A 19,445-nucleotide genomic window follows, 5' to 3' on the forward strand; every position below is an offset into this window, starting at 1 on the left:
AGCCCACCCGCCCCGCGGCCGCGGGGCGGGCGCGGCGCCGCCCGGGGCCGGCCCGGCCGGGGCCCCCCGGGGCGCGCCGGCGGGCCCGCCGGGTGCGGCCGCGCCTTCGCGGGGTGCCGCCCTGAGCGGGCGGCGGGGCTTCCTGCGGATGCCCGGAAGGGCCGGGGTTCAGGAGTCGAGGTCGAAGGTGGCCGGGTCGGGGCCGAGCCGCTTGCCCTCGTCCAGGGCGGCGAGGCCGGCCAGGTCGTCCTGGTCCAGCTCGAAGCCGAAGACGTCGATGTTCTCCCGGATCCGGGAGGGCGTCACGGACTTGGGGATGACCACGTTGCCCAGCTGGAGGTGCCAGCGGAGCACCACCTGCGCCGGGGTGCGGCCGTGCTTCTGGGCGATGGCCCGCACCGCCGGGACGTCCAGCAGCCCCTTGCCCTGGCCCAGCGGGGACCAGGCCTCGGTGGCGATGCCGTGCTCGGCGTGGAAGGCGCGCGACTCGGCCTGCTGGAGCTGGGGGTGCAGCTCGATCTGGTTGACCGCGGGGACCACGGAGGTCTCCTGGATCAGCCGGTCCAGGTGCTCCGGAAGGAAGTTGGAGACGCCGATGGCCTTGGCCCGGCCCTCGGAGAGGACCTTCTCGAAAGCCTTGTAGGTGTCCACGTAGGCGCCCTTGGCCGGCAGCGGCCAGTGGATGAGATAGAGGTCGACGTAGTCGAGTCCCAGCCGGTCCAGGGAGGTGTCGAAGGCGCGCAGGGCGGAGTCGTAGCCCTGGTCGCTGTTCCACAGCTTGGTGGTGACGAACAGCTCCTCGCGGGGCAGCCCGGCGGCCCGGATCGCCTCGCCGGTGCCCTTCTCGTTCTCGTAGGCCGCTGCGGTGTCGATGCTGCGGTAGCCGGCCTCCAGGGCCGTGCCCACCGCCTTCGTCGCCTCGTCGTCGGACACCTGCCAGACGCCGAAGCCGAGCTGCGGCATGCTGACGCCGTTGTTGAGCGTGATGGAGGGGACCTTGCTCACGAGCGGTCGATCCTTACGTCGTCGTTGCGGTGAATCGGTACGCCGGTGTGCGGGACGGGCCGGTGCGACCCGGTACCGCGGTGGTGCGGTGGTGCGGTGTACCGGTATGCCCCTATCCCGTTGTGCCGGTCGTACGCCCGGTGTCAACAACCACATCCTGGATCATGTTCCCGAGGCGCGCGCGGTGGGCCGGGCCGATACGGGGCCGCTACCGGTACAGGGCCTCGACCTCCGCGGCGTACTCGGCCTCGATCGCCTTGCGCTTCAGCTTCAGCGAGGGGGTCAGCAGCCCGCGCTCCTCGGTGAAGGGGTGGGCCAGGATCCGGAAGGTGCGGATCGACTCGGCCTGCGAGACCTGGGTGTTGGCGGTGACCACGGCCCGCCGTATCTCCGCCTCCAGGGCAGGGTCGCGGACCAGCTCGGCGGGCGGCAGCGGCGGCCGGTGCTGCATGTCCAGCCAGTGCGCGACCGCCTCGGCGTCCAGGGTCACCAGGGCGGCCACATAGGGGCGGTCGTTGCCGACGACGAGGCACTGGGCGACCAGCGGATGGGAGCGTACCCGCTCCTCCAGGCCGGACGGCGCCACGCTCTTGCCGCCGGAGGTCACCAGCATCTCCTTCTTCCGCCCGGTGATGGTCAGATAGCCGTCCGCGTCCAGGGCGCCCAGATCACCGGTGGCCAGCCAGCCGTCGTCCAGCACGGCGTCGGTGGCGGCCGGGTCGCCCAGATACCCGGCGAAGACATGCGGCCCGCGCAGCCAGACCTCGCCATCGTCGGCGATCCGCACCGCCGTGCCCGGGATCGGCGGGCCCACGGTGCCGTACTTCACCCGCTCCGGCGGGTTGGCGGTGGCGGCCGAGGCCGACTCGGTCAGCCCGTACCCCTCGTACACGGTCACCCCGGCGCCCGCGAAGAACAGCGCCAGCCGCCGGTCCATCGCCGAGCCGCCGGACATGGCGTGCCGCACCCGCCCGCCGAGCGCCTCGCGCACCCTGCCGTACACCGCCTTCTCGAAGAACTGGTGGCGCACCCGCAGCGCCGCGGAGGGGCCCGGGCCCTCCCCGAGCGCCCTCGCCTCCACCGCCTCGGCGTAGCGGACCGCCACCTCCACGGCCTTGTCGAAGACCTGCTCGCGGCCCTCGGCCTCCGCCTTGCGCCGGGCGGCCTGGTAGACCTTCTCGAAGACATAGGGGACGGCCAGCACGAAGGTCGGGCGGAACGCGGCCAGATCGGGGATCAGGGCGTCCGCCGACAGGGCCGGCTGGTGGCCCAGCGTGACCTGCCGGCGGACGGCCGCGATCTGCACCATGCGGCCGAAGACATGGGCCAGCGGCAGGAACAGCAGGGTGGCGGGCTCGATGCCGGGGCGCGGCTGGAACACCTCGCTCCAGCGGTCCACCAGGGTGTCGGCCTCGAACATGAAGTGGGCGTGGGTCAGCACACAGCCCTTGGGGCGCCCGGTGGTGCCCGAGGTGTAGATCACCGTGGCCACCGAGTCGGGGGTCACCGCGCGCCGGTGCCGGTGCACGACCTCGTCCGCGATCCGCTCCCCGGCCGCCACCAGCTCCGCCAGCGCCCCGGCGTCCAGCTGCCAGAGCCGGGACAGCCGGGGGAGCCGGTCGATCACCGAGCCGACGGTCATGGCGTGGTCCTCGTGCTCCACCACGCAGGCGGTCACCTCGGCGTCCTGGAGCATCCAGTGGACCTGCTCGGCCGAGGAGGTCGGGTAGACGGGCACCGACTGGGCGCCCACCGTCCACAGCGCGAAGTCCAGCAGGGTCCACTCGTAGCGGGTACGGGACATCAGCGCGACCCGGTCGCCGAACCGCACGCCCTGGGCGAGCAGCCCCTTGGCCACCGCGAGCACCTGGTCGCGGAAGGAGGCGGCCGTCACCTCCGTCCACCGCCCGGACGCGTCCTTGCGGCCCAGGGCGACCCGGTCCGGCTCGCTCTCGGCATGCTCGAAGACCGCGTCGGCCAGCCCGCCGACCAGGGGCGCCGCCGCCGGCGGCGGAACACTGAACTCGCGCAACGGCCTGCCTCCTCGGGGTGCGCCTCTCGTGGGCGGGGGGTGGACGGTACCCCACCGCGAGGCGCCCGCGGGAGTGTCTTGGCCTAGTCCATTGCACGGCCATCACCACAGGTCAGAGCCGCCCCGCTGGCCACAGGCACAGGACGTCAAGCCGTACTGACTTTTGAGTAAGGAGGTACGGGGGAATCTCCACCGAATCACCACGCCCCGCGCACGCCGGGGCGCACACCCCGGCGCACAGGTCCGCTACCTGGGCGCCTCCGACCAGGGACGGGCGGGGCGCAGGGCCGGGGCTCCGGGTGGGGCTGGGTGGGGTGCGCTGGGGCGGGGCCTGGGTGGGGGCCGGATGGGGCGCGCTGGGCCGGGGCCTGGGTGGGGGCCGGGTGGGGTGCGCTGGGCCGGGGCCCTGATCGCCGGGACCGGCCACCCCCGTCCTTCGGTGATCATCCGGCCCGCTACGGTGGCCCCCATGCCCGCAGCAGCCGCACCCTCCTGGATACGCCCCGGCGCCTCCCGCCCCTGCACCCTGGTGGTGTGCCGCGGCTGCTGCTGCGGGGACGCCCGGAAGCACCCGGGCACCGACCACGCCGGGCAGCTGCGCCGGCTGCGGGAGGCCGCGGCGGCCTCCGACGGGCGGCTCGCGGTGCGCACCAGCGACTGCCTGGGCCCCTGCGGGCAGGCCAACATCGTGGTGGTGCAGCCCTCCGGGGAGGCCCGGCGCCGGGGCGCCAAGGCCGCGTGGATCGGCTTCACCCTGGACGACGACTGCCTGGACGACATCCTCGCCTGGGTGGAGGCGGGCGGCCCCGGCCTCGCCCCGCCCCCGGCCACCCTCGCCCTCCAGCTGGTGGACCCGCCCCGGAAGTGATCCGCCTCGGGCCTCAGTACAGCCCGTCCACCGCCTTCCTGGTGGTGGCCTTGAACGCGCCGACCGGGGCGTCCTGGAAGCCGCCCAGCTGCGCCCAGCGGACCACCGTCACCGTCCGCCCGTCCCGGCCCACCGCGAAGAGGCTGATGTCGTTGCCGCCCCAGCTCCAGCTGGTGGCCAGCCCCCGGACGAAGGCCCCCTCCTCCACGTCGACCGTGCCGTAGTTCCGCCCGGTGGCGGTCACCTCCGGGTCCTGCTCCATCAGCTCGGCGGCGCAGTCGGCGAGGTCGCGGCGGAGCAGCTCCACGAACTCCTTGGCCCGCCGCTCGTCGCGCTCTACCACCGTCAGCTGCTGGGCGTTCGCGTCCACATCGGTCCAGTACGAGCGGTGCACGGTGGTGGACGGCAGGGCCGCCCCCACACACGGCGGCAGCGGGTCCGGCTGACCGGATACCACCGGCCCGGCGGTCCACGCCGAGGACGGGTGCGGCGGCAGATCGGCCGGCTTGAGGAACCTGGGCGCGGCGGCGGTCGCGGACGTGGCGCCGCGCACGGGGGCGGGTGCCGACGCGGCGACGGCCGGTGCGGCGGCGGTCGCCGCGCAGATCGCCGCCAGCGCGGCGGCCAGGCCGGCGCGGACACCGGTGAGACCTCGGGTACGAACGTTCACGGCACTCTCCTCCAGGGTTCGGCCGGCGGGCCGGTTCGCCGCCGGCCGGTGGTCCGACGAAGGGAGCCGGCCGCCGCGCCGGACGGCACGTCCCCCTGCGTCACCCCGTTGGACCCGCCGCACCCCGGGGGCGTTGTGCCGCGCACTGTCACAGCCCTGTCCCCGGTGTCACCGGACGGTGACAACGCCCCTGCCGGGCAGGGCTGTTCACCGTGGAACCCCGGCGGCTCAGTCCAGCTGATAGTCGAAGGAGTAGGGGAAGGGCGACTGCCCGGGCCGGTAGCTGAACTCGCCCTCGCCGCGCAGCCCGGCCAGCTCGCCGGTGCCGGAGCCGGGCACCACGGTGAAGGTGGCGCGCACCGAGCCGTCCTCCCCGAAGGTGGCCTGCTGCTCGATGACGAAGCTGCCGGCCCGCCCGTCCAGCCGCCCCGCCAGCAGCTCCATACCGGTGCAGGTCCCGGTCTTCTCGGTGGTGTACGCGAGGGCGTACTCGCAGGTCGTGCTCGCGGCCTCGATCCCGCCCGCGTAGTGGTTGACGACCGAGGCGCGGCCCAGCCGGGGGTACGTCCCCTCCGGGCCGGCCGGGGTCTCCCGCCAGTCGGCGTAGGTGATGCTGCCACTGGTCCGGATGGCCATGGGTGGTCCTCTCGTTGTCCCGTTCCGCGCCGCGCCTCAGGTCCGGTGCGGCGTTGAGGTCAGCATTCCGCCCGTACCTGACATCTGCTGTCAGGTACGGGGTTGCGGGCGGGACAATGGCGGCCATGCGCGCCGACCGGCTCCTCTCCCTGCTCCTGCTGCTCCAGAACCGCGGCCGGATGACCGCCCCCGAGCTGGCCGAGCGGCTGGAGGTGTCGGTGCGCACGGTGTACCGGGACGTCGAGGCGCTGGCCGCCGCGGGGGTGCCGGTCCTGTCCGACCGGGGGCCGGAGGGCGGCTACCGGCTGGTGGAGGGATACCGCACCCGGCTGACCGGGCTCACCGCCGCCGAGGCCGACGCCCTGTTCCTGGTCGGGGCGCCCGGTCCGGCCCGGGACCTGGGGCTGGGCGGGGTGCTGGCGACCGCCCGGCTGAAGGTGCAGGCGGCGCTGCCGGCCGAACTGGCCGAGCGCGCCCGGTTGATGGGGGAGCGGTTCCATCTGGACGCCCCGGGCTGGTTCCGAGGCGCCGACCCGGTGCCTCAGCTGGCCGCCGTCACCCGGGCGGTGTGGGAGCAGCGGGTGCTGCACGGGACGTACCGGGGTCCGCGCGGTGAGGTGCGGCGGGAGCTGTGCCCGCTGGGCGTGGTGCTCAAGAGCGGCACCTGGTACCTGGTCGCCACCGCCGGTGACCCGGCGACCGCGCCGGTGCGGACCTACCGGGTCTCCCGGTTCACCTCGGCCCAGGTCGCGGAGGAGGGGTTCGAGCGGCCGACGGGCTTCGCGCTGGCCGCGTACTGGGAGGAGTCCTCCCTCGCCCTGGAGTCCCGGATCGGCCGGACCACCGCCCGGCTGCGGCTCTCGCCCCGGGCCTGCCGGCTGCTGCCCATGATGTACGGGGCGGCCGGCGGCCGGGCCCTGGCGGAGGCCGGGGAGCCGGGGCCGGACGGCTGGGTGGAGGCCGAGTTGGCCGTGGAGGCGTCCACGGTCGCGGTCGGCGATCTGCTGCGGCTCGGCCCGGACGCGGAGGTGCTGGGGCCGCCCGAGCTGCGGCGGGCGGTCGCCGAGGCGGTCACCGCGCTGGCGGCCCGCTACCCGCCCGACGGCCCCTCGGCCGAGTGACCGTCACTCCGGTGGATGCGCCAGGAGCCGGGCGCGCCTGCCGTCGAAGACCCCGGCCAGCGCCTCGCCCTCGGGCCGCCCGCCCGCGAAAAGGCCCCGACGGTCGACCTGGACGACCAGGACGGGGTGGCGGTCGACCACCGCCGACACCCCGCCCCCGTACAGGGTGTCCGACCAGGCGTCCAGGTTCCGGCCGAACCACTCCGGCAGCCCCAGCGGCCCGCTGACCGCGTCCCAGAAGTCGCCAGGCGTGTCGATAAGCCGACCGCGCAGATCGACGACCCACTCGCTCTCGCTGTCCGTCATCCCGGCAGCGTATCCGGGCCGGGGCGGCGACTCGGCGGTGACCGGTACGAGCCCATGCCGACGAGCGGTTGACCGCCGCATACCGCCACATCGATGACGACGACGCGGCCCGGCTCGTCCGACTCGCCCAGCAGCGCCGCCGCCGCGCCACGCTCACCCCTGGTACGTCCAGGGCGCCGCCCGGTCCTCAGACGGGGGCGCCCGCCAGGTCCAGGCGGTGCTCACCCGCGTAGACGTTCATGCTCCGGCCGCGCAGAAAGCCCACCAGGGTCAGACCGGTCTCGGCCGCCAGCTCCACCGCCAGCGAGGAGGGGGCGGAGACCGCCGCCAGGAAGGGGACGCCCGCCATCACGGCCTTCTGCGCCAGCTCGAACGAGGCGCGCCCGGAGACCAGCAGAATGGTTCCGTCGAGCGGTAGCAGGCCCTCGCGCAGGGCCCGCCCCACCAGCTTGTCCACCGCGTTGTGCCGGCCGACGTCCTCCCGTACGTCCAGCAGCTCGCCCGCCGGGGAGAACAGCGCGGCCGCGTGCAGCCCGCCGGTGCGGTCGAACACCCGCTGCGCCGCCCGCAGCCGCTCCGGCAGCGCGGCCAGCAGCTCCGGGGTGATCCCGGTCGGCCCCGGGCCCAGCGTGAACCGGGTCGAGGTGCGCACCGCGTCCAGGCTGGCCTTGCCGCACAGTCCGCAGGAGGAGGTGGTGTAGACGTTCCGTTCCAGGCCGGTCTCCGGGACCGGGACGCCGGGGGCGAGCCCGACGTCCACCACGTTGTAGGTGTTGGTGCCGTCGTCCTGGGCGCCGGCGCAGTAGACCACCGAGCGGACCTCCTCGGCCGCCGCCACCACCCCCTCGCTCACCAGGAACCCGGTGGCCAGCGCGAAGTCGTCGCCCGGGGTGCGCATGGTGACCGCCAGCGGCCGGCCGTTCAGCCGGATCTCCAGCGGCTCCTCACCGGCCAGGGTGTCCGGGCGCGCCGAGACGGCGCCGTCCCGGATCCGGACGACGCGGCGGCGCTCGGTGGCCCGTCCCATGTTCGATCAGCCCGTCCTTCGCTGTGCTGGTGCGTTCCCGTAACCGGTGACCGTGCCATTGTCGCGCGCCGGGGACTTCGGGAGACCCTCGGGGGATCTTCGGGAGACGGGGGAGGGGCGGTGGCTTCGCCGGTGCGGGCCCGTAGTGGCGGGTGATGTTGCGGACTCTCCAAGAGGAGAGCGTGATTCCTGTGGAATCACCTCACCGGTTACTCACCGGTCGCTGACGAGACTGGGGGGTCCGTACGCCCAGCAGGCCGTACGCCGCCGCTTCCGCACGTGGTTCCACACGTACATCACGCAAGGGGGTCCCGGGCATGACGGGCACTCGTATCGCCGCGCTCGGGCACTACCAGCCCGCCCAGGTGCTCACCAACGCCGACCTGGCCGAGCTGGTCGACACCAGCGACGAGTGGATCACCAGCCGGGTGGGCATCCGCACCCGCCATGTCGCCGGGCCCGACGAGCCGGTGGACGAGATGGCCGCGCACGCGGCGGCCAAGGCGCTGGCCACCGCCGGTCTGGCGCCCACCGACATCGACCTGGTCGTGGTCGCCACCTCCACCGCCATCGACCGCTCGCCCAACACCGCGGCCCGGGTCGCCGCCCGGCTCGCCATGGCCTCCCCGGCCACCCTGGACCTCAATGTGGTCTGCGCCGGCTTCACCCACGCGCTGGCCACCGCCGACCACGCGGTACGGGCCGGTTCGGCCACCCGGGCCCTGGTGATCGGTGCCGACAAGATGACCGGGATCACCGACTGGACCGACCGCACCACCTGCGTCCTGGTCGGCGACGGGGCCGGGGCCGCGGTGGTGGAGGCCGCCCCGGACGGCACCGACGCCATCGGCCCGGTGCTGTGGGGGTCGGTCCCCGAGATGGGGCACGCGGTACGGATCGAGGGCACCCCGCCGAAGTTCGCCCAGGAGGGCCAGGCGGTCTACCGCTGGGCCACCACCCAGCTCCCGCCGATCGCCCGCCAGGTCTGCGAGCGGTCCGGGATCGCCCCGGAGGAGCTGGCCGCGGTGGTGCTGCACCAGGCCAACCTGCGGATCATCGAGCCGGTGGCCCGGAAGATCGGCGCGGTCAACGCGGTCATCGCCCGGGACGTCACCGAGTCCGGCAACACCTCCGCCGCCTCCATCCCGATGGCGCTCAGCAAGCTGGTCGAGCGCGGTGAGGTCGCCTCCGGCGCGCCCGCGCTGCTCTTCGGCTTCGGCGGCAACCTCTCGTACGCGGGCCAGGTCGTCCGCGTTCCCTGAGCCCCGCCGCCCCTGGGTCCCGCGGCGCCGCGCGGGCTTTGCCGAACGGTCGACCACCGGCAGGCCCGTACGGCGTAGCGTCGTCCGTGTTCCCGAAACACGATCGCGGGCGCTCCCGGTGGGCCGTCAGGCCTCCGGCGCGGCGGACCGCCGAAGGGGTGTGCCATGACGACGGTCGACCTGCGGAAGGCGGCTGCCGCCCTGCCCGAAGCCTGGACCTCACGGCTGCTCGGCCGGGTGGGCGGGGCCGGGGTGAAGGTGCTGCGGATGGACGGGCGCCCGCTGCCACCCGAATCGCACCCGACCGCGGAGGCGCTGCTCGTCCTGGACGGGGAGCTGCGACTGACGGTCGGCGGACGTGAGTTGGCGCTGCGCCCGGGCGAAGTCCAGCTGGTGGAGGCGGGGGTGGAGCACACCGTCCGGCCCGGCAGCCACGGCACCCTGCTGCTGGTGGAGGGGGGTGCCGACGGGGCGGAGGGAACATGACCGGGCACGGGCTTTGTCCTGGGTGAGGAGAAAGTCGAGGGCGATTCCCGCGCAACTTCTTCCCCCTGCGGCAAAGCGCTGCTACGTTCCCCTCTCGACAGCAGGATGTGGACGGCCGGACGAGACGACGGCGGGGAGGGGCGCGTGAGACGGATGACGGCACGACCTGCCAACGCGCACCAGGCGCGGCTACTGCGGCTGCTGCGCGACGGCGGCCCCAACTCCCGTGCTCAGCTCGGCGACCAGGTCGACCTGTCCCGCTCCAAGCTGGCGGTCGAGGTCGACCGGCTGCTGGAGACCGGCCTGGTGGTCGCGGACGGGCTCGCCGCCTCGCGCGGCGGGCGCCGTTCGCACAACATCCGGCTCGCGCCCGGCCTGCGCTTCCTCGGCGTGGACATCGGCGCCACCTCCGTGGACGTGGCCGTCACCAACGCCGAACTGGAGGTGCTGGGCCACCTCAACCAGCCGATGGACGTTCGCGAGGGCCCGGTCGCCGTGTTCGAGCAGGTGCTCGCCATGGCGGCCAAGCTCAGGGCCTCCGGACTGGCCGAGGGGTTCGACGGCGCCGGGATCGGCGTCCCGGGCCCGGTCCGCTTCCCCGAGGGCGTTCCGGTCGCACCGCCGATCATGCCCGGCTGGGACGGCTTCCCGGTCCGTGAGGCGCTCAGCCAGGAACTGGGCTGCCCGGTCATGGTCGACAACGACGTGAACCTGATGGCGATGGGGGAGCAGCACGCGGGCGTCGCACGCTCGGTGGGCGACTTCCTCTGCGTCAAGATCGGTACGGGTATCGGCTGCGGCATCGTGGTCGGCGGCGAGGTCCATCGGGGCGTCACCGGCAGCGCCGGGGACATCGGCCATATCCAGGTCGTCCCGGACGGCCGTCCCTGCGCCTGCGGCAACCGCGGCTGCCTGGAAGCCCACTTCAGCGGTGCCGCGCTGGCCCGGGACGCCGAGGACGCGGCCCGCGGCGGGCAGTCGGCGGAGCTGGCGGCGCGGCTGGAGGGCGCCGGACGGCTCACCGCGGCGGACGTCGCCGCGGCGGCCTCGGCCGGGGACGCCACCTCGCTGGAGCTGATCCGCGAGGGCGGCAACCACGTCGGCCAGGTCATCGCCGCGCTCGTCAGCTTCTTCAACCCGGGCCTGGTCGTGATCGGCGGCGGGGTGACCGGCCTCGGCCACACCCTGCTGGCCAGCGTCCGCACCCAGGTCTACCGCACCTCCCTGCCGCTGGCGACGGGCAACCTGCCCATCGTGCTGGGGGAGTTGGGCCAGGTCGCCGGGGTCACCGGCGCCGCCCGGCTGATCAGCGACCACCTGTTCTCCCCGGCCTGACCCGGCCGGGGCCGGCCCGCCCACCGGGCCGCCCGCACCACGGCACGCGCACCACCCGTCCCGTACGCGCACCACCTGTTCCGTACGAGCGCCACCCGTTCCGTACGCGCACCACCATCCGTACCAGCCGCACCAGTACCGCACGAGCACCTCCGCTCCAGGAGTTCCAGGACTCGCCCGCGTACCCGCGTACCCGCCTCACCGGACCCGTGACTCGTCCGCGTACCCGCCCGTCCGCCCGTCGGTCGCGCCACCGTCCCCGCCAACCGCACCGCCCGTACCCCGTGTCCGCACCACCCGTGTACCCGTGTCCGTACCACCCGTGTGCCCGCCGCCGGTCCGGCCGGACACCCCGTACGCCGAGGGAACCCACCATGGCTGCACCCGAACCACCGGCCGGCCCGGCCACTCCGCGACCACCGCTGCTCACCATGTCCGGCATCACCAAGTCCTTCCCCGGGGTACGCGCCCTGGACGGTGTGGACCTGGAGGTGCGGCCCGGGGAGGTGCACTGCCTGCTCGGCCAGAACGGCGCCGGGAAGTCCACCCTGATCAAGGTGCTCGCCGGCGCCCACCAGCCGGACGGCGGCACCATCAGCTGGTGCGGCGAGGAGGTGCGGCTGCGCTCCCCGGCGGCCGCCATGCGCCTCGGCATCGCCACCATCTACCAGGAACTCGACCTGGTGGAGGGGCTGTCGGTCGCGGAGAACGTGTTCCTCGGCCATGAGCCGACCGCCGCCGGCTTCGTCGTCCGCGGCCGCGCCGCCCGCACCGCCACCGCCGCGCTGCTGAGGCGGCTCGGCCACCCGGAGATCGACCCGGCCCGCCCGGTCGGCCAACTCTCCGCCGCGCAGCGGCAGATCGCATCCATGGCCCGGGCCCTCTCGCACCAGGTGCGGCTCATCGTGATGGACGAGCCGTCCGCCGCGCTCGACCCCGACGAGACCGACAACCTCTTCCGGATCGTCGCCGACCTCACCGCGGACGGTGTCGCCGTCGTCTACATCTCGCACCGGCTGGAGGAGATCCGCCGGATCGGCGACCGGGTCACCGTGCTCAAGGACGGCCGGGCCGTGGCCGGCGGGCTGCCCGCCGAATCCACCCCCACCCGTGAGGTGGTCGCCCTGATGACCGGCCGGAACGTGGAGTACGTCTTCCCCGAACGGCCCACCCTGCCCGCCACCGGACCACCCGTGCTCACCGTCGAAGGCCTCAGCCGTGAGGGCGAGTTCGCCCCGATCGACCTGGAACTGCGGGCCGGGGAGATCGTCGGTCTCGCCGGTCTGGTCGGCTCCGGCCGCTCGGAGATCCTGGAGACCGTCTTCGGGGCGCGGCGGCCCGACACCGGCCGGGTCACCGTCGCCGGGCGGCCGCTGAAGCCCGGCAGCGTCCGGGCCGCGGTCCGGGCCGGACTCGGCCTGGCCCCCGAGGAGCGCAAGGCCCAGGGCCTGCTGATGCTGGAGTCGGTCACCTCCAACGTGTCCGTCTCCACCCTCTCCCGCTACTCCCGGGCCGGCTTCCTCGACCGCTCCGCCGAGCGGGCCGCGGCCCGGGCCGCCACCCGCGAGCTGTCGCTGCGCCCGGACAACCCGGACGCCCGGATCCGCACCCTGTCCGGCGGCAACCAGCAGAAGGCCGTACTGGCCCGCTGGCTGCTGCGCGGCTGCACGGTGCTGCTGCTGGACGAGCCGACCCGCGGCGTGGACGTCGGCGCCCGCGCCGAGCTGTACGCGGTGATCCGGCGGCTCGCCGACGACGGGCTCGCGGTGCTGCTGGTCTCCAGCGAGGTCCCCGAGGTGCTGGGCCTCGCCGACCGGGTGCTGGTGCTGCGGGAGGGCCGGGTGGTGCACACGGCGCCCGCCGGGGAGCTGGACGAGCACCGCGTACTCGACCTCGTGATGGAGGGGAGCCCCGCACCCGTACGGGACGGGCGCCCCGTGACGGATCTGACGGAAGGGAGCCCGACGCCATGACCCAGCCCACCTCTCCGGCCACCGGTACGGAGCACGGGAAAGCCGGCGGGACGGCCGAGGGCCCGGTCCGCGAGGACGCCCCGGTGCGGACCCGTCCGCCGCTGGGGCTGCGGGCCGACGTCCGCAACCTGTCGCTGCTCGGGGTACTCGCGGCGCTGGTCGCGGTCGGCGGGTTCACCCGGCCCGAGCAGTTCCTCGACACCGCCAACCTCCAACTGGTGCTCACCCAGGCCTCGGTGATCGGTGTGGTCACCGTCGGCATGACCTTCGTCATCACCAGCGGCGGCATCGATCTGTCGGTGGGCGCGATCGTGGCGCTCGCCTCGGTGTGGGCCACCACGGTCGCCACCCAGGAGTACGGCTTCGCCGGGATCCTGTTCACCGCGGTGGTCGTCGGCCTGGGCTGCGGACTGGTGAACGGGCTGCTCATCGCGTACGGCGGGATGGTCCCGTTCATCGCCACCCTCGCCATGCTCGCCTCGGCGCGCGGACTGGCCCTCCAGATCACCGAGGGCCGCACCCAGATCGTCACCGTGCGGTCCGTGCTGGACCTGGGCGTGCCCGACTCCCATGTGCTGGGCGTCCCGCCGCTGGTGCTGGTCTTCGCGGCGGTGACGGTGGTCGGCTGGCTGCTGCTCAACCGCACCACCTTCGGCCGGCGCACCGTCGCGGTCGGCGGCAACCCGGAGGCGGCCCGGCTGGCCGGAATCGACGTCCGGCGCCAGCGGCTCTATCTCTATCTGCTGTCCGGGCTGTGCTGCGGGATCGCCGCCTTCCTGCTGATCGTGCTGGCCGGCTCCGGCCAGAACACCAACGGCAACCTGTACGAGCTGGACGCCATCGCCGCCGCCATCATCGGCGGCACCCTGCTCAGCGGCGGCCGGGGCACCATCACCGGCTCGGTGCTCGGGGTGCTGGTCTTCACCACGATCACCAACATCTTCGCCCTCAACAACCTGCAGAGCGACGTCCAGCAGATCGCCAAGGGCGCGATCATCGTCGCCGCCGTCCTGGTCCAGCGCCGCACCGCCGCCGAGCACTGACAGCCCCCGACCGGAAGGGTCCACCCGCCATGCCACCCGTTATGCCAGAGAGCAACCGCACCAGCCGCAGAGGACTGCTGTTCGGCACCGCCGCCGTCTCCGCCGGGGCGCTGCTGACCGCCTGCACCAGCAACGAACCGAAGAACTCCGGCGCTTCGGGCCCGGCCGCGAGCGGCGCCCCGGCCGCCGACGACAAGCCCGGCACCCCCGTCACCATCGGCTTCGCCGGACCGCAGGCCGACCACGGCTGGCTGAACGCCATCAACGAGAACGCCAAGCAGCGCGCCGCCCGCTACTCCGAGGTCACCCTGGAGATCACCGAGGGCTCCAACGACACCGCCGCGCAGATCGGCCAGATCCAGACCCTGATCAACAAGAAGGTCGACGTGCTGGTGGTGCTGCCCGCCGACGGCAAGGCGCTCACCCAGGTCGGCCTCCAGGCGATGAAGGCCGGCATCCCGGTGGTCAACCTGGACCGGGTCTTCGCCTCCCCGCAGGCGTACCGCTGCTGGGTCGGCGGCGACAACTACGGTATGGGCCTCAACGCCGGGCGCTATATCGGCGAGCAGCTCAAGGACAAGCCGGACGCCAAGGTGGTGGAGCTCGCCGGGCTGGACAACCTGGAGCTGACCAAGCAGCGCACCCAGGGCTTCGACGACGCGCTGAAGAACTACCCCAACATCACCAAGGTGGCCCGCCAGGCCGCCGAGTTCACCGTCGAGTCCGGCCAGGCCAAGATGGCCCAACTGCTGCAGGCGCAGAAGCAGTTCGACGCCCTGTGGAACCACGACGACGACCAGGGCGTGGGCGCGCTGCGGGCCGTGGAGCAGGCCGGGCGGGACGACTTCCTGATGGTCGGCGGCGCCGGTGCCCGCTCCGCGATGGACGCCATCAAGTCCGGCCGCGGGGTGCTCAAGGCCACCGTGCTCTACCCGCCCACCATGGCCGCCTCCGCCATCGACCTGGCCCGGGCGCTCGGCCAGAAGAAGGGCGTCGGCGGGCTCGCCGAGATGGAGATCCCGTCCTCGATCACCCTCTACTCGGCCGTGGTCACCAAGGACAACGTCGACGAGTACCTGCCGACCGGCTTCAACTAGCCGAGCCTGCCTGTGCGCCGCTTCGACGGATATTCACGAGGAGGAACCCCATGGCCGCCAAGGAACCACCGCAGCAGACCGGCGAACGGCCGGTGCTGGGCATCGGCATGGTCGGCTACGCCTTCATGGGCGCCGCCCACTCCCAGGGCTGGCGCACCGTGGGCCGCGCCTTCGACCTGCCGCTGCGCCCCGCGCTGGCCGCGGTCTGCGGCCGGGACGCCGCGGCCGTACGCGCCGCCGCCGACCAGCACGGCTGGGCCGCCGCCGAGACCGACTGGCGGAAGCTGATCGCCCGGGACGATGTGCACCTGGTGGACATCTGCACCCCCGGCGACAGCCACGCGGAGATCGCGATCGCCGCGCTGGAGGCGGGCAAGCATGTGCTGTGCGAGAAGCCGCTCGCCAACTCGGTGGCCGAGGCCGAGGCGATGGCCGCCGCCGCCGAACGGGCCCGCGCCCGGGGCCAGCTGGCGATGGTCGGCTTCAACTACCGGCGCGTTCCGGCGATGGCGTACGCGCGGCGCCTGGTCGCCGAGGGGCGGCTCGGCGCGCTGCGGCACGTCCGGGTCTGCTACCTCCAGGACTGGCTGGTGGACCCCGACTTCCCGCTGACCTGGCGGCTGGAGCGGGAGCACGCCGGCTCCGGCGCGCTCGGGGACCTCGGGGCGCACATCGTGGACCTGGCCCAGTATGTGGCGGGGGAGCGGCTGGTCGGGGTCTCCGCGCTGAGCGAGACCTTCGTCCGGGAGCGGCCCCGGTTGGTCGGAGCGTCGGCGGGGCTCGCGGGGGCGGATCGCGCGGGGGCGGATGCCGCGGGGCGCGGTCTTACGGGGGAGGGTGTGGCGGCGGCCGGTGTCCATGGCGCGGGGGAGCCCGTGTCGCCGGACGGGCTCCCGGCCTCGGAGGGCGCCCGGCGGGGGCCGGTGACCGTGGACGACGCGGTGGTGTTCACCGGGCGGCTCGCCTCCGGGGCCCTGGCCTCCTTCGAGGCGACCAGGATGGCGGCCGGCCGGAAGAACGCGCTGCGGCTGGAGCTCAACGGCGAACGGGGTTCGCTCGCTTTCGACCTGGAGCGGCTGAACGAGCTGTTCTTCCACGACCACACCGAGCCCGCCGCCTCCGCCGGCTTCCGCCGGGTGCTGGTGACCGAGCCGGACCACCCGTATCTGGAGGGCTGGTGGCCGCCGGGGCACGCGCTGGGCTATGAGCACACCTTCGCCCACCAGGCCCGGGACCTGGTGCTCGCGGTCGCCGCCGGCACCGAGCCGTCCCCCTCGTTCGCGGACGGGCTCCAGGTGCAGCGGGTGCTGGCGGCCGTGGAGCACAGCGCCGCCGACCACGCCGCCTACACCCCGATCGACGGCCGGGACCTCGGGGAGGGCGCGACGGCCGCCAGGCCCGTACCGTCCCCGCTCACCACCACCCCGCCCCCACCCCCGCCGCCCTCGTCCGCCGTCACCGCCTAGGAGGTCTTCCGGTGCCACGCCCCTTCACCCTCTTCACCGGCCAGTGGGCCGATCTGCCGTTGGAGGAGGTCTGCCGGCTCGCCCGCGACTTCGGCTACGACGGACTGGAACTCGCCTGCTGGGGCGACCATTTCGAGGTCGACAAGGCACTGGCCGACCCGGCCTATCTGGACGGTCGGCGGGCGCTGCTCGACAGGTACGGGCTGACCTGCTTCGCGATCTCCAACCATCTGGTCGGCCAGGCGGTCTGCGACCATCCGATCGACGAGCGCCACCAGGCCATCCTGCCGGCCCGGCTCTGGGGCGACGGGGAGCCGGAGGGCGTACGGCGGCGGGCGGCCCGGGAGATGGCGGACACCGCGCGGGCGGCGGCCGCGTTCGGGGTGCGCACGGTGATCGGCTTCACCGGCTCCTCCATCTGGCATCTGGTGGCGATGTTCCCGCCGGTGCCGGAGCGGATGGTCGAGCGCGGCTACGAGGACTTCGCCGAGCGCTGGAACCCCGTGCTGGACGTCTTCGACGCCGAGGGCGTCCGCTTCGCCCACGAGGTCCACCCCGGCGAGATCGCCTATGACTACTGGACCACCCAGCGCGCCCTGGAGGCGGTGGACCTGCGCCCCGCGTTCGGGCTCAACTTCGACCCCAGCCACTTCGTCTGGCAGGACCTCGACCCGGTGGGCTTCCTCTGGGACTTCCGGGACCGGATCTACCACGTGGACTGCAAGGAGGCCCGCAAACGGCTGGACGGCCGCAACGGGCGGCTCGGCTCCCATCTGCCCTGGGGCGACCCGCGGCGCGGCTGGGACTTCGTGTCGGCGGGGCACGGGGACGTGCCCTGGGAGGACGTGTTCCGGATGCTGCGCTCCATCGGCTACGGCGGCCCGGTGTCGGTGGAGTGGGAGGACGCCGGAATGGACCGGCTGATCGGTGCGCCGGAAGCGCTTGCCACGCTGAAGCGGTACGACTTCGACCCGCCGTCCGCCTCCTTCGACGCCGCCTTCGGCTCCTCGGACTGAGACATCACCGCTGCTGAACGGCCCGGTGGCACACGTGCGCCGCCGGGCGGTCCGGCCTGCCCGAACCTCCTTCGTCCCCCACGGGGAGAAAGTCGGACCGGGCTGCGGCGCAAGGGCTTTCCGCTCGGGACAAGGCAGGCTAACGTCCCTTCCGCCGCCTGCTCTGAGGTGTGCACAACAACCCGGCCGACCCACCTCGGCTCGGCTCCCACAGCCGGCGGTGGGCGGGGAGGCGCCGTACCCCCCGCCCACCGTCTTCACCCAGCGCTCGCCCCATCACCGCCGGCCCCGGCACATGCACGCAGGCACCGCAGGCACCGCACGCACCACTTCCAGGGAGGCAGGCCATGTCCGCTGAACACCGGGTCACCGAGGCACGCACCGGGGTCTGGCTGGTCGGGGCGCGCGGCTCCGTCGCCACCACCGCGGTCGCCGGATGCGCGGCGCTCGCCGCGGGCCTCCACCCCCCGACCGGCATGGTGACCGAGACCGAGCCGTTCACCTCCGCCGGACTGCCGCCCCTCGCCTCCCTGGTCTTCGGCGGCCATGACACCGCCGCCGCCCCGCTGCCCAAGCGCGCCGAGGAGCTGACCCATGGCGGCGTCCTGCCGCACGGCCTGGCCAACGCCGTGCACGCCGAACTGGCCGCCGCCGACGCCGAGATACGCCCCGGCGGGCCCCAACCCGGGGACGGTCGCGGCGACCGGGAGCTGATCGCCGCCTTCGCCGCCGACATCGCCGCCTTCACCCGTCGGCACGGACTGGCCCGTACGGTGGTGGTCAACGTCGCCTCCACCGAACCCGCCCCCGAGGCGGGCGCGGCCCGGCTGGCACCCAGCTCCCTCTACGCGGCCGCCGCCCTCCGCGCCGGCTGCCCCTACGCCAACTTCACCCCCTCCACCGGGCTGCGCACCCCCGCCCTGGACGCCGAGACCGCCCGGGCCGCCGTGCCGTACGCCGGGCGGGACGGCAAGACCGGGCAGACCCTGCTGCGCTCGGTGCTGGCGCCGATGTTCCTCCAGCGGGCCCTGGCCGTGCGCGCCTGGTCCGGGGCCAATCTGCTCGGCGGCGGTGACGGCGCCGCCCTCGCCGACCCGGCCGCGGCCGCCGCGAAGAACGCCGGGAAGGAACGCGTCCTCGCCGACACCCTCGGCCACACCCCGGAGGGCCAGGTGCACATCGACGACGTGCCCGCGCTCGGCGACTGGAAGACGGCCTGGGACCACATCGCCTTCGACGGTTTCCTCGGCTCCCGGATGGTGCTCCAGACCATCTGGCAGGGCTGCGACTCGGCGCTGGCCGCGCCGCTGGTCCTGGACCTCGCCCGGCTACTGGCCCGCGCTCACGAGACCGGCCTCACCGGCCCCCGCCCCGAACTCGGCTTCTACTTCAAGGACCCGGACGGCGGCCCCGCCGCCCTGGCCGACCAGTACGCCGCCCTCCTCGCCTTCGGGCAGCGGCTGGCGGCGGCCCGATGAGCGGGGTCGACGATGGAGTGGACAGCGCCGGCCGCGGCGACTGCGGCGGCACGGGCCGGGAGACCTGGGGCCCCACGGCGGCCAACGGCCACCGGGGCGGTGGGAGCGGTCGCGTCACCGCGGCGGTGCCTCTGCCCTTGCCGGGCTCCAGGACGCGTGCGGATACGGGTACGGATATGGATACGGGTACGGGTTCCGGGGAGGTGACCGTGCGCCCCGGTCGTCCGTCCGGCGCGGCGGCCCGACGGGCGAGGGGCCCCCACGGGGGCGAGGACCATCGCCCGACCCGGGGCCGGGGCCGGGGCCGCCGTCGGGCCTGGGCCGAACTGCTGCGGGTCTCGGCGCTGCCGAGCGTGCCGGGGGACGCACTGGCCGGTGCGGCCGCCGTCGGTGCCCGGCCCCACCGGGGCACCGGATGGGCGATCGCCGCCTCCCTCTGCCTCTACGAGGCGGGGATGGCCCTCAACGACTGGGCCGACCGCGCGGAGGACGCGGTGGACCGGCCGCACCGGCCCCTCCCCTCCGGGCGTCCCCCACCGGCGGCTCGTCACCCGGGCCGATCAGCTCCAGCAGCTGGACGGCGAGCGAGCGGAGGATGGAGATCTCGACCTCGTCGAGCGGTAC

General features: G+C 74.2%; 17 protein-coding genes and 2 pseudogenes. 12 read left to right on the forward strand and 7 right to left on the reverse strand.

Annotated elements, in window-relative coordinates; translation table 11 throughout:
* Positions 1-168: 168 nt before the first annotated feature.
* Entirely contained in the window at positions 169-1,005 is an 837-nt protein-coding gene (locus ABZ945_RS32445) for an aldo/keto reductase (protein ID WP_361276981.1), read from the reverse strand.
* Between the two features lie 208 nt (positions 1,006-1,213).
* A complete protein-coding gene (locus ABZ945_RS32450) occupies positions 1,214-3,037 on the reverse strand; it encodes an AMP-dependent synthetase/ligase (RefSeq protein ID WP_361276983.1) in 1,824 nt (607 codons plus the stop codon).
* 469 nt (positions 3,038-3,506) lie between these two features.
* Here ABZ945_RS32450 and ABZ945_RS32455 point away from each other — a divergent pair, with 469 nt between their 5' ends.
* Entirely contained in the window at positions 3,507-3,905 is a 399-nt protein-coding gene (locus ABZ945_RS32455; RefSeq protein ID WP_361276985.1) for a (2Fe-2S) ferredoxin domain-containing protein, read from the forward strand.
* A 13-nt stretch (positions 3,906-3,918) separates the two neighbouring features.
* Here ABZ945_RS32455 and ABZ945_RS32460 read toward each other — a convergent pair whose 3' ends face one another.
* Both ABZ945_RS32460 and ABZ945_RS32465 read right to left on the reverse strand, forming a co-directional pair.
* A complete protein-coding gene (locus ABZ945_RS32460; protein WP_361276987.1) occupies positions 3,919-4,575 on the reverse strand; it encodes a hypothetical protein in 657 nt (218 codons plus the stop codon).
* Between the two features lie 228 nt (positions 4,576-4,803).
* Positions 4,804-5,211, reverse strand: coding sequence for a DUF3224 domain-containing protein (locus ABZ945_RS32465; protein WP_361276989.1), 408 nt, complete (start codon positions 5,209-5,211; stop codon positions 4,804-4,806).
* A gap of 125 nt (positions 5,212-5,336) precedes the next feature.
* Between ABZ945_RS32465 and ABZ945_RS32470 the strand changes: the two genes are divergently transcribed.
* Positions 5,337-6,332, forward strand: a complete 996-nt coding sequence (locus ABZ945_RS32470) for a WYL domain-containing protein (protein ID WP_361276990.1) — start codon at positions 5,337-5,339, stop codon at positions 6,330-6,332.
* Between the two features lie 3 nt (positions 6,333-6,335).
* Here the strand turns inward: ABZ945_RS32470 and ABZ945_RS32475 are convergent, their stop codons facing one another.
* Together ABZ945_RS32475 and fdhD are read right to left on the reverse strand one after the other, a co-directional pair.
* Positions 6,336-6,638: a barstar family protein gene (locus tag ABZ945_RS32475; RefSeq protein ID WP_361276992.1), complete on the reverse strand. Its 303-nt coding sequence runs from the start codon at positions 6,636-6,638 to the stop codon at positions 6,336-6,338.
* 187 nt (positions 6,639-6,825) lie between these two features.
* Positions 6,826-7,665: a formate dehydrogenase accessory sulfurtransferase FdhD gene (fdhD, locus tag ABZ945_RS32480; RefSeq protein ID WP_361276994.1), complete on the reverse strand. Its 840-nt coding sequence runs from the start codon at positions 7,663-7,665 to the stop codon at positions 6,826-6,828.
* Positions 7,666-7,982: 317 nt separating this feature from the next.
* Between fdhD and ABZ945_RS32485 the strand changes: the two genes are divergently transcribed.
* The 10 genes and pseudogenes from ABZ945_RS32485 to ABZ945_RS32530 form a co-directional block, all read left to right on the forward strand.
* Complete coding sequence (locus ABZ945_RS32485; RefSeq protein ID WP_361276996.1) at positions 7,983-8,927, forward strand: beta-ketoacyl-ACP synthase III; 945 nt, start codon at positions 7,983-7,985, stop codon at positions 8,925-8,927.
* 165 nt (positions 8,928-9,092) lie between these two features.
* Complete coding sequence (locus ABZ945_RS32490; RefSeq protein ID WP_361276998.1) at positions 9,093-9,413, forward strand: cupin domain-containing protein; 321 nt, start codon at positions 9,093-9,095, stop codon at positions 9,411-9,413.
* A gap of 153 nt (positions 9,414-9,566) precedes the next feature.
* Positions 9,567-10,748, forward strand: a complete 1,182-nt coding sequence (locus ABZ945_RS32495) for an ROK family transcriptional regulator (protein WP_361276999.1) — start codon at positions 9,567-9,569, stop codon at positions 10,746-10,748.
* Positions 10,749-11,122: 374 nt separating this feature from the next.
* Entirely contained in the window at positions 11,123-12,721 is a 1,599-nt protein-coding gene (locus tag ABZ945_RS32500; RefSeq protein ID WP_361277001.1) for a sugar ABC transporter ATP-binding protein, read from the forward strand.
* Positions 12,718-13,764, forward strand: coding sequence for an ABC transporter permease (locus ABZ945_RS32505; RefSeq protein WP_361277003.1), 1,047 nt, complete (start codon positions 12,718-12,720; stop codon positions 13,762-13,764). Before ABZ945_RS32500 ends, ABZ945_RS32505 begins: the two co-directional genes overlap by 4 nt.
* Positions 13,765-13,805: 41 nt before the next feature.
* Positions 13,806-14,861 (forward strand): substrate-binding domain-containing protein, encoded by a 1,056-nt coding sequence (locus ABZ945_RS32510; protein ID WP_361277005.1) that lies wholly within the window; start codon positions 13,806-13,808, stop codon positions 14,859-14,861.
* A gap of 50 nt (positions 14,862-14,911) precedes the next feature.
* Complete coding sequence (locus tag ABZ945_RS32515; protein ID WP_361277007.1) at positions 14,912-16,327, forward strand: Gfo/Idh/MocA family oxidoreductase; 1,416 nt, start codon at positions 14,912-14,914, stop codon at positions 16,325-16,327.
* Positions 16,328-16,338: 11 nt separating this feature from the next.
* Positions 16,339-17,343 (forward strand): sugar phosphate isomerase/epimerase family protein, encoded by a 1,005-nt coding sequence (locus tag ABZ945_RS32520; RefSeq protein WP_361277009.1) that lies wholly within the window; start codon positions 16,339-16,341, stop codon positions 17,341-17,343.
* Positions 17,344-17,690: 347 nt separating this feature from the next.
* A complete protein-coding gene (locus tag ABZ945_RS32525; protein WP_361277011.1) occupies positions 17,691-18,821 on the forward strand; it encodes an inositol-3-phosphate synthase in 1,131 nt (376 codons plus the stop codon).
* 326 nt (positions 18,822-19,147) lie between these two features.
* Positions 19,148-19,366 (forward strand): annotated as a pseudogene (locus ABZ945_RS32530) (UbiA family prenyltransferase); the annotation flags it as partial.
* On the opposite strand, the pseudogene ABZ945_RS32535 reads toward ABZ945_RS32530, so the two are convergent.
* A pseudogene (locus ABZ945_RS32535) lies at positions 19,350-19,445 on the reverse strand (DUF2017 domain-containing protein); the annotation flags it as partial. The pseudogenes ABZ945_RS32530 and ABZ945_RS32535 overlap by 17 nt on opposite strands.

The organism is Streptomyces sp. NPDC046887 (assembly GCF_040644755.1).
Taxonomy (GTDB): domain Bacteria; phylum Actinomycetota; class Actinomycetes; order Streptomycetales; family Streptomycetaceae; genus Streptomyces; species Streptomyces lichenis.